Annotated in this window: 11 protein-coding genes; 6 read left to right on the top strand and 5 right to left on the bottom strand. The window is 64.0% G+C overall.

Annotated elements, in window-relative coordinates:
* The first annotated feature begins 41 nt into the window (after positions 1-41).
* From EYW42_RS01215 to EYW42_RS01200, 4 genes are all read left to right on the top strand, one after another.
* Positions 42-341, top strand: a complete 300-nt coding sequence (locus tag EYW42_RS01215; protein WP_135533432.1) for a DUF7518 family protein — start codon at positions 42-44, stop codon at positions 339-341.
* Positions 342-371: 30 nt separating this feature from the next.
* Positions 372-3,947 carry a chromosome segregation protein SMC gene (gene smc, locus EYW42_RS01210; RefSeq protein WP_135533431.1) on the top strand — a complete coding sequence of 1,192 codons (3,576 nt, stop codon included), beginning with the start codon at positions 372-374 and terminating at the stop codon, positions 3,945-3,947.
* Positions 3,940-4,935 (top strand): segregation/condensation protein A, encoded by a 996-nt coding sequence (locus EYW42_RS01205; RefSeq protein ID WP_135533430.1) that lies wholly within the window; start codon positions 3,940-3,942, stop codon positions 4,933-4,935. The genes smc and EYW42_RS01205 overlap by 8 nt, the downstream gene beginning before the upstream one ends.
* Before the next feature lie 390 nt (positions 4,936-5,325).
* Positions 5,326-5,820: an SPW repeat protein gene (locus EYW42_RS01200; RefSeq protein WP_135533429.1), complete on the top strand. Its 495-nt coding sequence runs from the start codon at positions 5,326-5,328 to the stop codon at positions 5,818-5,820.
* Here EYW42_RS01200 and EYW42_RS01195 read toward each other — a convergent pair whose 3' ends face one another.
* The 3 genes from EYW42_RS01195 to EYW42_RS01185 form a co-directional block, all read right to left on the bottom strand.
* Positions 5,821-6,105 carry a hypothetical protein gene (locus EYW42_RS01195; RefSeq protein WP_135533428.1) on the bottom strand — a complete coding sequence of 95 codons (285 nt, stop codon included), beginning with the start codon at positions 6,103-6,105 and terminating at the stop codon, positions 5,821-5,823.
* A 154-nt stretch (positions 6,106-6,259) separates the two neighbouring features.
* A complete protein-coding gene (gene mtnP / locus EYW42_RS01190; RefSeq protein WP_135533427.1) occupies positions 6,260-7,105 on the bottom strand; it encodes an S-methyl-5'-thioadenosine phosphorylase in 846 nt (281 codons plus the stop codon).
* A gap of 99 nt (positions 7,106-7,204) precedes the next feature.
* The gene (locus EYW42_RS01185; RefSeq protein WP_135533426.1) at positions 7,205-7,897 is read right to left on the bottom strand and encodes a phosphoribosyltransferase; all 693 of its coding nucleotides are present in this window, start codon (positions 7,895-7,897) and stop codon (positions 7,205-7,207) included.
* A gap of 86 nt (positions 7,898-7,983) precedes the next feature.
* On the opposite strand from EYW42_RS01185, the gene EYW42_RS01180 reads away from it, so the two are divergent.
* Together EYW42_RS01180 and EYW42_RS01175 are read left to right on the top strand one after the other, a co-directional pair.
* Positions 7,984-9,378 (top strand): alpha/beta hydrolase, encoded by a 1,395-nt coding sequence (locus EYW42_RS01180; protein ID WP_135533425.1) that lies wholly within the window; start codon positions 7,984-7,986, stop codon positions 9,376-9,378.
* A gap of 126 nt (positions 9,379-9,504) precedes the next feature.
* Positions 9,505-10,410 carry a PhzF family phenazine biosynthesis protein gene (locus EYW42_RS01175; RefSeq protein ID WP_135533424.1) on the top strand — a complete coding sequence of 302 codons (906 nt, stop codon included), beginning with the start codon at positions 9,505-9,507 and terminating at the stop codon, positions 10,408-10,410.
* A gap of 91 nt (positions 10,411-10,501) precedes the next feature.
* Here the strand turns inward: EYW42_RS01175 and EYW42_RS01170 are convergent, their stop codons facing one another.
* Complete coding sequence (locus EYW42_RS01170) at positions 10,502-10,960, bottom strand: response regulator (protein WP_135533423.1); 459 nt, start codon at positions 10,958-10,960, stop codon at positions 10,502-10,504.
* The gene (locus EYW42_RS01165) at positions 10,953-15,110 is read right to left on the bottom strand and encodes a PAS domain S-box protein (RefSeq protein WP_135533422.1); all 4,158 of its coding nucleotides are present in this window, start codon (positions 15,108-15,110) and stop codon (positions 10,953-10,955) included. Before EYW42_RS01165 ends, EYW42_RS01170 begins: the two co-directional genes overlap by 8 nt.
* Positions 15,111-15,260 lie beyond the last annotated feature (150 nt).

Here is a 15,260-nt window from a genome sequence, read left to right as displayed (position 1 = left end):
CTGACACACGTTTATGCATCCGGAACTGTCCTTTTACTCGTATGGCCGGTAACAGAGTCGAGGAACTGGAGGCGACCGTCGCGGAACTGGAGTCGACGGTCAAAGGACTGACCGAGGAACTGGTCGAAACGAAAGAGCGCATCCGAGTACTGGAGTCGGAACTCGACGCCGAAACGCCGTCGCGGTCCGCCGACGTACGGGCCGCACCGACCCAGGAAGCCGCTCCTGACGAGGTTCAGGAAGCGGCGTCCGAAGCGGCTAAGGAGGGTGAACCCCAGGGGAAAAACGAGGAGGAAGAAACGGACGACTCCGGACTGGGCGACGACATCATCGTGGCGTAGTCGGGGGTTCGTCCGCCCCACGAGCAACCCATGCACATCAAAGAGCTCGTCCTTGAAAACTTCAAAAGCTTCGGGCGGAAGACCCGGATCCCGTTTTACGAGGACTTCACGACCGTCAGCGGCCCGAACGGTTCGGGAAAGAGTAACATTATCGACGCGGTGCTTTTCGCGCTCGGCCTGGCCAGAGCGCGAGGTATCCGCGCGCAGAAACTCACCGACCTGATCTACAACCCCGGCCACGAGGACGGCGGGTCGGCCGGCGGCGGCGCTCGCGAGGCGAGCGTCACGGTCATCCTCGACAACGAGGACCGGACGGTCGAGCGCGCACAGGTCGTCAACGCCGCCGGCAGCGAGGACGTCGGCGACGTCGACGAGATAACGATCAAGCGACGTGTCAAGGAGACCGAGGACAACTACTACTCCTACTACTATCTGAACGGCCGCTCCGTCAACCTCTCCGACATCCAGAACCTGCTGGCGAGCGCCGGCGTCACGCCGGAGGGGTACAACGTCGTCATGCAGGGCGACGTGACCGGCATCATCAACATGACGCCACACGAGCGCCGGGAGATAATCGACGAGATAGCCGGCGTCGCGGAGTTCGACGCGAAGAAGGAAGACGCCTTCGAGGAACTGGAAGTCGTCGAGGAACGCATCGACGAGGCGGAGCTGCGCATCGAGGAGAAGGCCCAGCGCCTCGAACAGTTGAGCGACGAGCGAGAGGCGGCACTCGAATACCAGTCGCTTCGGGAGGACAAAGAGGAGTACGAGGGCTATCTCAAGGCCGCCGAACTGGAGGACAAGCGCGAGGGTCTGGTAGAGACGCGCGAGGACGTCGAGCGCAGAGACGCCGAACTCGACGAACTCCAGCGCGCTCTGGACGAAAAGCAGGGCAAAGTCGTCCGCCTGCAAGAGGACCTGGAGGATTTAAACGCCGAGATAGAGCGGAAAGGCGAGGACGAACAGCTCCGGATCAAAAGCGAGATAGAGGAGATCAAAGGCGAGATATCGCGGCTAGAGGACAAGATCGACGCGGCCGAGGAAGCCGTCGAGGACGCCGAACAGACCCGCCGCGAGGCGTTCGTCGAGGTCGACCGGAAACAGGAGGAGGTCGGCGAACTGGAGAGCGACATCCGCGAGACGAAGTTGGAGAAGTCGTCGGTCAAGGCCGACGTTCAGGAGCGGGAGTCGGAGATAGAGACGCTTCAGACCGAGATAGACGCCATCGACACCGAGTACGACGAGGTGAAAGCCGAACTCCAGGAGCGAAAGGAGGAACTGGAGGAGCGCAAGACGGAGAAAAACGACCTCCAACGCGAGCAGGACCGCCTGCTCGACGAGGCGCGACGCCGGTCGAACGCGATAAGCGAGACGGAAGACGAGATAGACGACGCCCGCGACGAGTTGCCGGAACTCCAGGCCGAACTGGAGGACCTGCGGGACGAACTCGCGAAGGCACGCAAGAACGAGGACAACATCGCAGGCGTCGTCGAGGACCTCAAAGGCGAGAAGCGCGAGTTACAGGACGATATCGAGGACGTGGAGGACAGCCTCCAGGCCAAACAGCAGGAGTACGCGGAACTCGAAGCGCGCGCCGACGAGAGCGGCGACTCCTCGTACGGCCGCGCGGTCTCGACAGTACTGAACGCCGGCAAGGGCGGCGTCCACGGCACCGTTGGCCAACTCGGAAGCGTGGACGAACGTTACTCGACGGCCTGCGAGACGGCGGCGGGCGGCCGCCTCGCGAACGTGGTCGTCGACGACGACGGCGTCGGCCAGGAGTGCATCGAGTATCTCAAATCGAAGAACGCGGGGCGGGCGACGTTCCTGCCGATCACCGAGATGCACAACCGCTCGCTGCCGTCCGCACCGAACGACCCGGGCGTAGTCGACTTCGCGTACAACCTCGTCGATTTCGCCGACGAACACGCGGGCGTGTTCTCGTACGTCCTCGGCGACACGCTGGTCGTCGAGAACATGGACACGGCCCGCGAGTACATGGGCGACTACCGCCTCGTGACGCTGTCCGGCGAACTCGTCGAGAAAAGCGGCGCGATGACCGGCGGGTCGAAAAGCGGCTCGCGCTACTCCTTCTCGAAGACCGGGAAGGGCCAGCTAGAGCGCGTCGCCGAGGAGATAACGGCCCTGCAGGACGAACGGGACTCGCTCCGCGAGGACCTCCGCGGCGTCGAGGAGCGACTCGACGACGCGCGCGACCGGCAGACGGAGGCCGCCGACCAGGTTCGGTCCATCGAGAGCGAGATCGAATCGACCGAGACGGAGTACGGGTCGGTCGAGGAACGGATCGCCGATATGGAGGACGAACTCGACGAACTCCGCGCGGAACGCGACGACGTCGACAACCGGATGCAGGAGATCGAAGACGAGATCGGAGAGAAAGACGAGGAGATCGCGGCCGTGGAGGGGGAGATCCACGAACTCGAAGACGAACTCGCGGATTCGCGGATCCCCGAACTCACCGCCGAGATCGAGGAACTTGAGAGCGAGATAGACGAGTTCGAGCAGCGGCTCTCGGACCTCGACGGCGACCTGAACGAGTACCAGCTAGAGAAACAGTACGCAGAGGAGTCCATCGAGGAACTCCACGAGACCATAGAGGAGGCCCAGAACCGCAAAGCCGAGAAGGAGGCCGCGATAGAGGAGTACGAGGCCGAGATCGACGACCACGAGGAGAGACTCGACGGGAAGCGCGAGGCCGTCGAGGAACTGGAAGCGGAACTCGCGGAGCTGAAAGGCGAACGCGACGACCTCAAAGACGATCTGCGCGAGGCCAAGGCGGTCCGCGACGAACAGCGGGAGAAAGTCGACACCGTCGAAACCAAACTGGAGAGCCTCCGCGAGCGCGAAGAGCAACTGGAGTGGGAGATTGAGGAACTCGAATCCGAGGTCGGCGACTACGACCCGGAGGACGTTCCGGACCACGACGAGGTCGAGGCCAACATCGCGCGGCTCGAGACGGAGATGGAGGCGCTCGAACCGGTGAACATGCTCGCTATCGAGGAGTACGACGAGGTGCAGGAGGACCTCGACGAACTCGAAGCGGGCAAGGCGACGCTCGTCGAGGAGCGCGACGGCATCCGGGAGCGTATCGACTCCTACGAGGCCCAGAAGAGAGAGACGTTCATGGAGGCGTTCGAGGCGATCAACGAGCAGTTCGAGGATATCTTCGCCCGCCTCTCCTCCGGGTCGGGGACGCTCCACCTGGAGAACGAGGACGACCCGTTCGACGACGGCCTGACGATGAAGGCCCAGCCCGCGGACAAACCGATCCAGCGCCTGGACGCGATGTCCGGCGGCGAGAAGTCGCTGACGGCGCTTGCCTTTATCTTCGCGATCCAGCGGTACAACCCCGCGCCGTTCTACGCGCTGGACGAGGTCGACGCCTTTCTCGACGCGGCGAACGCCGAACGCGTCGGCGAGATGGTCGACGAACTCGCCGGCGAGGCGCAGTTCGTCGTCGTTTCACACCGCTCGGCGATGCTCGACCGCTCGGAGCGCGCCATCGGCGTGACGATGCAGGACGACAACGTTAGCGCGGTGACCGGTATCGACCTGAGCGGGGACGGGGTGCCCGCGGATGACTAATCAGCGAGCGGACGACGCGGCCCGCGAGGAAGGCGACGAAGACATCCCGTTGAACATCGCGGGCCACGACGACCGCGACCCGCCGGGGACAGACGAGAGCGCGCTCCCCGGCGGCGAGAGCGAGGACGGCGACGGGGAAGGAACCGACAGCAACGGTGACGCTTCCGCAGGTGTCGACGAACTCGTGCCCGAGGAGGAAACCGACGAGGTCGAACCCGTCGAGTTGCTCGTCCAGTTGGCGAAGGAAGACGAGATAGACCCGTGGGACATCGACATCGTCGCGGTGACCGACAAGTTCCTCGACCGACTGGACGAGGTCGACCTGCGAACGTCCGGTCGGGCGCTGTTCTACGCGAGCGTTCTCCTGCGGATGAAAGGCGACGGCCTGCTTTCGGAGGACGAACCGGAGGACGACGAGCCCGAACCGTGGGAAGCGCCGCTGGAGGGCGGGGGCGAGGCACCCCCGCCGGATCATGACCCGGTCGAAGGGTTAGAGCGCGAGATGGAACGCCGACTGGACCGAAAGCGGGCCCGCGGGACGCCGGAGACGCTGGACGAACTCGTCCGGGAGCTACGGGAAGCCGAGCGCGACTCGCGATGGAAGGAGTCCCGCGAGTACGACACCAGCGACTCCGCGTCGGGGTTTCAGCGGGGCACGCAGACGCTCGACTATCGCAGCGGTGACGACATGCGCGTCGACGACGAACCGACGCAAGACGAGGTCACGAGCAACACGCACGAGGAGGACATCGAGACGGTGATCGACGACGTCCGGTCGACGCTGTCGGAGCAGTACGACGCCGGCCGAGACGAAGTGCTGTACGCGGAGATAGAGGACGCAGGCGGCACGCGCGTTCAGACGTTTCTCGCCCTGCTCTTTCTCTCGAACCGGGGGCAGGTTCGCCTCCAGCAGGACGAACTGTTCGGCGACCTCTGGGTGCAGGACCCGAACTCGGGGACCGCCTCCGACGGAGCGGTCGCGGACTGACCCCGCGGCTGTATAGTCGTGAGAAGAATCGACATCTCTGCGGTGCGGACGTTCTTCAGTGGCGCACAGGTGACAGTACGACCGAGCGCCCGACCAGCGGGCTGCGTTCGGGTCCGGATGCGAAAATCCATGTTAACATTCACCATAACACTGATAGCCTAGCGTCGCGTACGTCCGCGCATGACTCCAACGAAAATCCGTGAACGTCTCTCCGAAGTCGACGACAAAGTCGACCCGGAGGAGTACGTCGCCGCACTGCAGTACGTCCGGGGGCACCCGGAACGAACGGCCCGAGAGTAAGCAGGTGTTAGTCGGGGTTGTCGACGGGGAACTGCGTAAACGGTCGACTCTTTTTACTGGGTCAACGGCGACTGATCGAACGGGGAAAGTATGGCAGATTCACCAGACAGAGATACGACGGCCGACACGACAACGACCGGTGACCAGCGAGCGACGGGCGACCGTCGAACCGTCGACGACCGCACCGTCGACCTCCGCGGATCGAAACTACTTGCCGGTCTCGCGTCGCTGATCGGGGCCTGGATAGCCGTCTCACCCTTCGTGTACGGTGACCTCGGTGGGGCCACGCAGTTAGACGCCGCCGGGTGGAACAACATCATCATCGGCGCGGCGATATTCCTCGTCGCCGGATACAACTTCTACCGGATGTCGCAGGATATGAACGTGAGCGAGGCGGCCGCCGGACTGACTCTACTGCTCGGCCTCTGGATCGTCGTCTCGGCTATCGCCGTGTTCGACATGGGGACGACGGGACTGTTGTGGAGCACGGTCGTCAGCGGTCTGGTCGCCGCGGCTATCGGCGGCTACAACGCGTACAAAGGCCGGCAGGCCCGCGATACTCGGACGGTGGCCCGGACGACGTGATCAGTCCGCCGTCCGCTCCGTAGTCGACCAGGCCTGCGTGACGCGGTGGGATGCGACGTGGTACTGTGTAGCGAGAACTGCGAACGCGACGAGCGACAGCGCGAACAGCGCCGGGTAAACCAGAGAGACGTGGTGGTAGAAACCGTTGAGTAACTGTGCGACGGCGACGAGGACGGGAACCACCGAATAGGTGATCGTACGGCCCGGATCCGCCCGAGCCAGCGCGAAAAAGTCCGATTCCATCATGGTAAGCTTCTCTTTCCGAGGGAAGGTGACTACTGCCATGAGCCTTCTGGTCGGGTAATCGTCGCAAGGGTGAGATGTACCCGTGCGGAACGCGTCGCGCGAAGCGAACGCATCGTCGCCTGCGACTGGACGCCGCTGACGAACGTCGACACCTCGGGGTAGAGATTCTCTGTACGGGAGACAGCCGGCAGTATCAGCGGTAGTCGTCGACGAGCAGGTCGACGCGCTCTCTGGTCTCCTCGGGGACGGCCTCGGGGGGCGTGTTGATAGCGCCGTCGAGCGTCGACCCGCAGTCGCACGCTCGGTCGTCGGGCAGTTCTCGGACCGCCCGTTCGACGACCTCTTTGATAGCGCCCTCGTTCGCCGCGGCGTTTTCGAGCACCTCCTGCAGGCTCACTTCGCTGTCGGCCTTCCAGACGTCGTAATCCGTGACGCCGGTTACCGTCGCGTAACACAGTTCCGCCTCCCGCGCGAGTTTCGCCTCTGGGATGGCCGTCATCCCGACCACGTCCCAGTCCTGCGCGCGGTAGAACTCGCTCTCGGCGCGCGTCGAGTACTGCGGCCCCTCGATACAGACGTAGGTACCGCCGACTTCACAGTCCGCGTCGGTCGCACGGGTCGACTCGCCGAGATGGTCGACCATGTGGGGGCAGTACGGTTCCGCAAACGCCGCGTGGACGACTATCCCGTCGTCGAAAAACGTCGGGGTCCGGTGTTTCGTTCGGTCGAACGTCTGGTCCGGGACGACCAGGGTCCGCGGCGGGAGGTCCTCGCGGAGGCTCCCGACCGCATTGCTCGACAGCACGCGTTCGACGCCGAGTTGCTTCAGCGCGTGCACGTTGGCGCGGTAGGGAACCTCTGTCGGTGAGTACTGGTGGTCGCGGCCGTGTCGCGGCAGGAACGCCACCTCCCGTCCGGCGAGTTCCCCGACCGTGATGGGCGCGCTCGGGTCGCCGAAAGGCGTCGAGATGTCTTCCTCTCGGACGTTCTCCAGCGGGAGGGCCTCGTAGATGCCGCTGCCGCCGATAAAGCCTATCATGGCCGGGACTGCGTCCCGGGACTACAAAAATCGGTCCCTCGTCGCGGGGCTTCGACACTCGGAGTTCCCGCTGGCCTCCGCAACGCGCGCCGGGCCGCCTCAGTGTGCGAGCGTCCAGGTCCCGTCCTCACCCTCTATCTCGCCGCGGCGCTCCATCTCGGAGAGCACCTCGTCCAGGCGGTCCGGTTGCGCTATCTCCATCTCGATCCGCTGGACGTCGTGGTACTCCGCGAGGTAGTGACGCACGTCCTCGCGGTCGAACGTCTCCTGGTCGGCCTTCTCCATGACGCCGACTGTCAGTTCGATCATGTCCTCGATGAAGTTCCACGGATAGACCATCCACGTCCACTCCGTTAGCCGCTCGCCGACGTACTCCGGTTCGAACTCGCTGGTCTGGAGCAACTGGAGCGTCGCGGTCCGGACCTCGCCGGGGTTGCGCTCTCTGACGTACTCGTCCGCGCGCTTGATCGACCCGCCAGTGTCGGCGATGTCGTCGATGATGAGTACGTCCTTGCCTTCGACGCTCCCCTCCGGCATCGGATAGCGGACCTGCGGTTCGTCGGCCTTCTCGGCGGTGCCGACGTAATGTTCCATCTTCAGACTGGTGAGATCGTCGAGGCCCAGGAAGTCACAGATGCACCGCCCGGCGAACCACCCGCCGCGGGCTAACGCGACGATCACGTCGGGTTCGAACTCGTCGTCCCTGACCTCGGAACTCACGTCCCGGCAGAGCCCGTAAATGTACTCCCAGTTGGTGATCGTGCAGTCGAAGTCCTCCGGAAGGTCGCTCATGGACGGCAGTCGCGCGCCTCGACACTTAACCGTTTACAGGAAAGCGAGAGAAAGGTTTTATTCCGAGAAGTAGAGTCGGTTCAGATATGGTCGTCCGCCACAGTACGACTCGCCGTACAGTCGTTGCCGCAGTCGCCGCCGCTCTCTCCGGGTGCGCGTCGTCCGACGAGTCCCCGTCGACGGAGACTACCGCGAACCGATCATCTACACCGTCTACCACCGGTGAGAACACCACTACCGAACAGGAGTCGACCGACCCGCCCGAATCGCCTGACGAAGTCGCGAGAGCGTTCGTGACGCGGCTGAACGAAGGTGAGTTCCAGAGCGCGGCGGACCTGTTCGACGATGCCCTCTCCCGACAGGTGTCTGCCACGCAACTACAGGGTATCTGGTCGCGACTCCAGGCGTCGTTCGGATCGTTCGAGGAGATATCGGCCGTCGAACGTCGCTCGGACCCGCCGCGCGCCGAGGTCATCGTCAGAGTCGCGTTCGAGAACGGTTCTCGGGCCGTTCGGCTCGTCGTCGACGACGAGAACGCTATCGCGGGACTGCTGTTTCTCGAATCGTACTCCCCGCCGACCTACGCCGACCAGTCGGCGTTCACGGAACGCGAACTCACCCTCGACGGGGACTGCGAACTCGGAGCCACGCTCTCGGTTCCCGACGGCGACGGTCCGTTCCCGGGCGTCGTGATCGTCCACGGGTCAGGCCCGCAGGACCGCGACGGCACTATCGGCGTCAACAAGGTGTACCAGGACCTCGCGTGGGGACTCGCCTCGAACGGCGTCGCAGTCCTCCGGTACGACAAACGGACCTACGAGTGTTCAGTGTCGCCCGAGGAGGCGACGGTCGACCGTGTCGTCACGGACGACGCGCTCGCGGCGGTCGCGAAACTCCGCGACGCCGCCCCCGTCCGGCCGGACGGCGTCGCCGTCGTCGGCCACAGTTTCGGCGGCGCTGTCGCGCCCCGTATCGCCGAGCGGGACGGTAACCTGTCCGGGATCGCCATGCTCGCGGGGAACGCCAGACCGTTGTATCAGCTTCTGCCCGAACAGAACCGGTACATCGCGGAACTCGACGGAACCGTCACCGACGCCGAGCAAGAGCGGATCGAGCGGTTCGAGGAGGCTGTCCGCCGCCTCGACGAGGGCGAGGTCGACCCGGAAGAAACGATAGCGGGGCAACCGGCGCGGTTCTGGCTCAGCGTGAAAGAGTACGACCAGGTCGAGACTGCGGCGGGCCTCGACATCCCGCGGCTGGTCTGTCAGGGGAAGCGGGACTGGCAAGCCAGCCCCGACGCGGATTTCGAGCGGTGGCGGTCCGCGCTGGGAGACGAGGCGACGTACCGGCTGTACGACCGACTCAACCACCTGTTCATGCCGGGCGAGGGACAGTCGACGCCGGTGAAGCAGATACAGACGGGCAACGTCGCCGAGTCCGTCGTCGACGACGTTGCGGCGTGGCTACCCAACGATACGTAGAGGGTATCGCGCGTCGGTCGGCGTCCGTCGCGAATCCGCTATCGCACCTCGTTGCGACCCGGCTATCGCACTTCGCGTTAGGTCCCTCGCACCAGATTCATGTCGGGGCCGGGAGACACCACGAGCATGGACAGCGTACGCGCCCTGCAGGTCGACGCCTTCACCGACGAACCGCTCTCGGGAAACGCCGCGGGGGTGGTTCCGGACGGCGACGGCCTCACGGAGGCACAGATGCAGGCTATCGCCCGCGAGTTCTCTCTCAGCGAGACGGCGTTTCTGCTCCCGAGCGGCCCCGCCGACCGAAAGGTGCGGTATTTCACGCCGTCTCAGGAGGTGGACCTGTGCGGTCACGCGACTATCGCCGCCCACGCGCATCTCCACGAGGACGGCGTGATCGAGGCGGGCACGCACACGCTTGAGACGAACGTGGGCGTCCTCGACATCGAGGTCGCCGAGGACGGAGCGGTGTGGATGACGCAGGACGACCCGACGGTCCGTCCGGTCGACGTCGACTACGAGCGACTCGCGACCGTTCTCGGCGTGCCGGTCGGATCCCTCCAGGACGTCGGCGCGGACATGCCGTCGGCAGTCGCGTCCACGGGACTTCCCTTCCTCGTCGTCCCCGTGAACTTTCTCGAACACGTCGGAAACGCTGACCCTGACATGGCGGCCGTCGAGGAACTCTGCGAGGAGTACGACGCGACTGGCCTCTACGCGTTCACCTTCGACACGCTGGAGGGGGATGCGACGTTGCACGCGCGGATGTTCGCACCGGGGGCAGGCGTGTCCGAGGACCCGGTCACTGGAACGGCGAGCGGAGCGGCGGGCGCGTACCTTCGTGAGGTCAGCGCCTTCGACGGCGAACTGCCCGACGAGATGGTGTTCGAACAGGGCCACTTCGTGGACCGCCCCGGCAGAGTCCGGGTCCGCGTCGGCGAGACGGTCCGCGTCGGCGGCGACGCCGCCACTGCGATAGACGGAACGCTGTCGGTGCCGGCCGCGGACGACGACGACGACATACTGGAGGCGTAGAAGACGTCGGACGGTTGCGCCGCGGTCGAGGAACGCGGCTATGCGTCGATGGACGACGGAGCGACTGGCCCCTTCACTCTGATAGTCGCTGTCACTTTTGCTTGCACGGCGGTAATCGAACGACTGAGAGCCAGAACTGCTGGAGAGACTGGATCGCTTCGATGAACTCACTGGGGTCGACCGGTTTCGTCAGGAACGCGTTCGCCTGCAGTTCGTAGGACTTGACGATATCCTCCTGGGCTTCCGAGCTTGTAAGAACAATTACTGGAAGGCGCTTCAGGTCGGTATCGTTGCGGATCTCCTTGAGCACCTCGTCGCCGTCCTTCCGCGGGAGATTGAGGTCGAGGAGGACCACATCCGGACACGGCGCGTCCTCGTAGTCCCCGCGTTGATGGAGGAAATCGAGCGCTTCGACCCCGTCGGTCGCGACGTGGAGTGTGTTGGCGATCTGACCCTCCTTGAATGCCTCTTCCGTTAGCCGGACATCTCCCGGATTGTCCTCGACGAGGAGTATCTCTGCTCGGTCAGCGGAAGAGTTCTGTTCACTCACTGTATGTGCTTTCGGCGGGCAGTGTGAATGAAAACGTCGATCCCTCTCCAACCGCTGAGTCGACCCATATCTCCCCGTCGTGGCGCTCGGCGATGCGCTCACAGAGCGCGAGCCCGATCCCCGTCCCCGAGTGGGTATCCGACGCGTGGAGGCTCTGGAACACATCGAATACCCTGTCCGCGTCGTCCGGGTCGATGCCGATCCCCTCGTCGCTGACCGATATTACCCACTCAGAACCGTTCCGTTCGGCCGAGACGTCTATTCGAGGGCGCTCCTCGCCGCTGTACTCGATGGCGTTGGAGAGTAGGTTCTGAAACACCTGACGCAACTGCCCCTCGTCACCCTCGACGCATGGAAGTGGGTCTGCCGTGATCTCGGCGCCGCTCTCCTCGATCCGCACTTTGAGATCCGAGCGGACATCGGCGAAGATTTCCTCCAGTTCGACGGCCTCGAACTGGTTTCCTCGCATATCGACCCGAGAGTACTTGAGCAGTCCGTCGATCATGTCGCGCATTCGGTCGGCCCCGTCGACTGCGAAGTCGATGAACTCCTGGCCGTCCTCGTCAAGTTCGTCGGCGTACCGTTTCTCGATCAACTGGAGGTAGCTCGACACCATTCGAAGAGGCTCCTGAAGGTCGTGGGAGGCCGCGTAGGCGAACTGTTCCAGGCGCTCGTTGGACGTTTCGAGTTCGTCGATCAGCTCTTCGAGTCGCTGCTCGCGCTCGACCTGTTCGGTAATGTCCTGTGCCGCCCCACGGAACGAAACGACGTCGCCGTCGACGGTCTCCGGTATCCCCTGAAGCCGAAGCCAACGCATCTCTCCACTGTCCGTACAGACTCGGACGTCTGCGTCGAAGGGGTCGCCGGAGGCGAGCGCGTCCTCGACGGCATCCTCGACGATCGGCTGGTCGTCCTCGTGGTACATGTCGATGGCCTCGTTCAGCGGTGGTTCCCCGTCGTCGGGCAGATCCAGAACTTCGAAGATGTGGTCGGTCCAGAACACGTCCTGCGTCTGCGGGTCGATCTCCCAGCCGCCGACGTCCGCGATACGTTCAGTCTTCTCGAGCAGGTCGAGTGTCCGTTCGAGTTCGGCTTCGCGTTCGACCTGCTCCGTGATGTCCTGGGTGAAACTTAGCCCGGCGAATATCTCGTCGTCGGCGTTGCGTAGCGGTGTCACCCACACCTGCCAGTGTCGGCCCCCGAATTCGGTTCTCGCGCTATCGGTCGCGCCGTCCTCGACGGCGGCGCGGAACAGCGGTTCGAGATCCTCGACTGTGTCCGGCGGGAATATCTCCGTCATTCTTTCGCCTTCGAGCCGGTTCGAGCTTGGCAGAGTGTCACCGAGTACGGCCCCTGCAGTCAGCGTGTACCGGAGGTCCGGGTCGTACACCCCGACTGCACCGTTCGGGAAGTGCTCGGCGAGCGTCCGGTAGCGCCGCTCGCTTTCCTCTAACTGACGCTCGCGCTCCTTTCGCTCGGTGATGTCCTGACCAGTACCGACGATGCGGCTGATCTCGCTGTCCTCGTCGTACACTCTGGTCCCTTTGGCGTGGACCCAGCGGATTTCGCCGTCGGGGCGGACGATCCGGAACTCCCCGTCGAAATCATTCTCCGGGAGCGCCGTGAACTCCTCCCGAACGCGCTCGTGATCGTCGGGATGGACCACATCGAGAAACGACAGCGACTCGTCGTACAGGCTCTTCCGATCGATCTCCCACACTTTCTCGAACGCGGGGTTGATGTAGATGAACTCCTCGGCGTCAGGCGTGGCCATCCAGACGACCTCCTCTAAGTTCTCCGCGAGTATCCGGAACTTCGCCTCGCTCTCGCGAAGTTCGTGTTCGGCCTCCCGTCGCTCGGTGATGTCCTGTACGACGAGCATTCCCGCGGAGACCTCGCCCTCGCTGTCCCTGACGGGGAGCGTGTTGGCGTGGAGATACCGGCCCCCGTATTCGACTTCGAAGGTGTTCGTTTCGCCCTCGAGTGCGGCCAGGTAATACGGCTCGATATCGTCGAGCAGGCTGTCCGGATGAATGTCGTAGATGTGGCTTCCGACGCGGTTCTGCGGTGAGATGTCGAGCGCGTCTAGGAGTTGTCCACCGACAGCGGTGTAACGCAGGTCTCGGTCGAACAGTCCGACCGACCCGTTCGGGAAGTTCTCGACGAGCGTCCGGTACCGACGCTCTGACTCCTCTACCTTCCGTTGCTGTTCGATCCGTTCAGTGATGTCCCGAACGACGCCGACGTGTCTCTCCTCGCCGTCGCCAACCTGAAGCGTCGAGAAGGTTCTCTCTGTGGGGACGGAGGTACCGTCCGCCGTCTGGATAACCGCTTTCATCGTTCGGTCGGTCCCTTCTCCGTCCATCGTTGTCCGCATCTCTCGGGACTGTTCGATCGCGTCCTCGTCGACGACGAGCGAGGCGTGTTCGCCGACCAGTGTCTCGTGGTCGTAGCCGGTTAGGTCCGCGTACGCGTCGTTAACCATCGTGAACCGTCCGTCATCGTCTTTCACGTAGATCCCGTGGTCGATCGTTTCGACGATCGTCTCGTATCTTGCCAGTTCGCGCTCGCGCTCCGTGCGCTCGGTGATGTCCTGAGACATCCCGAGTGCGGCGAATATCTCGCCGTCGTCGTCCCGAACCGGGACGAACTGGAACTGGAAGACCCCGTCACCGAGTTCGGTCTCGAACGTATTCGACTCTCCCTCTAGCGCGGTCTCGTACCGCGGAGCGAGGTCGTCGGCCAACTCCTCCGGGAGCGCCTCGTGGACCGACTGCCCCTCTATCTCGTCGATGGGTACCCCGGCCACGTCCAGCGGACTCCCGCCGACCGTCCGATAGCGGAGGTCCTCGCCGACGAGGGAGACGGCCCCGTTCGGGAAGTGCTTGGCGAGCGTCCGGTACCGGCGCTCGGATTCCTCGAGTTCGCGTTCGTGCTGTCTGCGTTCTGTGATGTCGCGGTCCGAGACGATCAGCGACACGACCTCGTCCTCGTCGTTCGTGACGGGTCTGAAGACGCCGTTGAGGACGTACTCCGTGCCGTCCGGCCGTGTGAGTTCGGCCTCGAAATCGACGTACTCGCCGCCTGCGGCGCGCTCGACCCACTGCTCGACGTCCGACTGTACTCCGTCGTCTTCTTGCCACCACGGCGTCTCCCAGAACGCCTCGCCGGTGACGTCGTCGAGGTCGGCGTCGATGTACTCCATCGCCGTCTGGTTGATATCGAGCACCGTCCCGTCGGGTTCGAGCAAACCGGCGAGGATGTTCGGGTCCTCGAAGACGGCTTCGAACTGGCGCTCTTTCCGACGGAGTTCCCGCTGGTACTCCGTCTGTTCGGTGATGTTGCGAACGACGCAGACGTATCGCCCATCGTCAAGTTCCGTCAGGGATAGATCCTGCGGAAACGAACTGCCGTCCTTGCAGAGTGCGGTCGCCTCGCCCCGCCAGCTACCCTCCTCGAAAAGCGCCGGCAGAACCTCTGATTCGAAACGTTCGATCTCGTCGTCGTCGTAGCACAGTCGCCAGGACTCGCCGAGGAACGTCTCGGGGTCGTCGTAGCCGTAGATATCGGCGTGGGCCTGGTTGGCGAACACGTACTCCTCGTTCTCGTCGAGGATCGCGACCCCGTCGACGGTGTTCTCTCTCGCCGCCGAGCGGGCCGCGAGTTCTCGCTCGCGCTCGCTCTCCGTCTCGCCCGTTTGGGACCGTTCGTCAGGTTCGCTCTCTGTCTCGCCCGTTCGGGACCGTTCGTCATGCTCGCGAACGGTCCCGACGACGCCCTGTACGGTGTTGTCCGCTTCGAGCGGGTTCACCCGTACCTCACAGGGAACCAGTTGTCCCCCGGCAGTTCGAACGTCAAGTTCGTACCGTTCGCCTCGGTTGCCGGGATCGGTGCGGATCCGCTCTATCTCGCGTTCGAGGGCCGGACAGTCGTCGAGGAGTTCGGAGACGTGTTCGCCGAGGAGGTCCTCTCGCGCGTATCCGGTCATCTCGACCAGAACGTCGTTGACCGCGGCGAACTGACCGTCGGCATCGAGTTGATAGACCCCGTCGCCGATCGCGTTCACGAGCGTTTGATAGCGTTCGCGGGCCTCTGTGTCGTCTATGTCGCCCCAGAACGCCGTTCCAGAGGCCTCAGCCCGTTTGCTCATATGGACCGTAAAACACTTCGAGATGGATAAGGTTCCTGTCCGGTAATCGTACCACGGAGATGCGAGTATTTCTCGACGGAACCCGCTCCGGGCTTCGGACACTACTCCTCGATCCGGCGGACGACGGCGATATCTGTGTACCCCGGCCGC

The organism is Halostella pelagica, assembly GCF_004762015.1.
Lineage (GTDB): Archaea > Halobacteriota > Halobacteria > Halobacteriales > Natronoarchaeaceae > Halostella > Halostella pelagica.
The sequence above is the reverse complement of the archived record's forward strand: the minus strand, read 5'-3'. Positions and strand labels throughout refer to the sequence as shown.

What these genes read in the sequence shown, in the direction of transcription:
- EYW42_RS01185 (WP_135533426.1), bottom strand. Translation starts at nt 7,897, where the DNA reads ATGAGCGACCTTCCGGAGGACTTCGACTGCACGATCACCAACTGGGAG.
- mtnP (WP_135533427.1), bottom strand. Translation starts at nt 7,105, where the DNA reads ATGATAGGCTTTATCGGCGGCAGCGGCATCTACGAGGCCCTCCCGCTG.
- EYW42_RS01195 (WP_135533428.1), bottom strand. Translation starts at nt 6,105, where the DNA reads ATGGCAGTAGTCACCTTCCCTCGGAAAGAGAAGCTTACCATGATGGAA.
- EYW42_RS01165 (WP_135533422.1), bottom strand. Translation starts at nt 15,110, where the DNA reads ATGAGCAAACGGGCTGAGGCCTCTGGAACGGCGTTCTGGGGCGACATA.
- EYW42_RS01215 (WP_135533432.1), top strand. Translation starts at nt 42, where the DNA reads ATGGCCGGTAACAGAGTCGAGGAACTGGAGGCGACCGTCGCGGAACTG.
- EYW42_RS01175 (WP_135533424.1), top strand. Translation starts at nt 9,505, where the DNA reads ATGGACAGCGTACGCGCCCTGCAGGTCGACGCCTTCACCGACGAACCG.
- EYW42_RS01205 (WP_135533430.1), top strand. Translation starts at nt 3,940, where the DNA reads ATGACTAATCAGCGAGCGGACGACGCGGCCCGCGAGGAAGGCGACGAA.
- EYW42_RS01180 (WP_135533425.1), top strand. Translation starts at nt 7,984, where the DNA reads ATGGTCGTCCGCCACAGTACGACTCGCCGTACAGTCGTTGCCGCAGTC.
- EYW42_RS01200 (WP_135533429.1), top strand. Translation starts at nt 5,326, where the DNA reads ATGGCAGATTCACCAGACAGAGATACGACGGCCGACACGACAACGACC.
- smc (WP_135533431.1), top strand. Translation starts at nt 372, where the DNA reads ATGCACATCAAAGAGCTCGTCCTTGAAAACTTCAAAAGCTTCGGGCGG.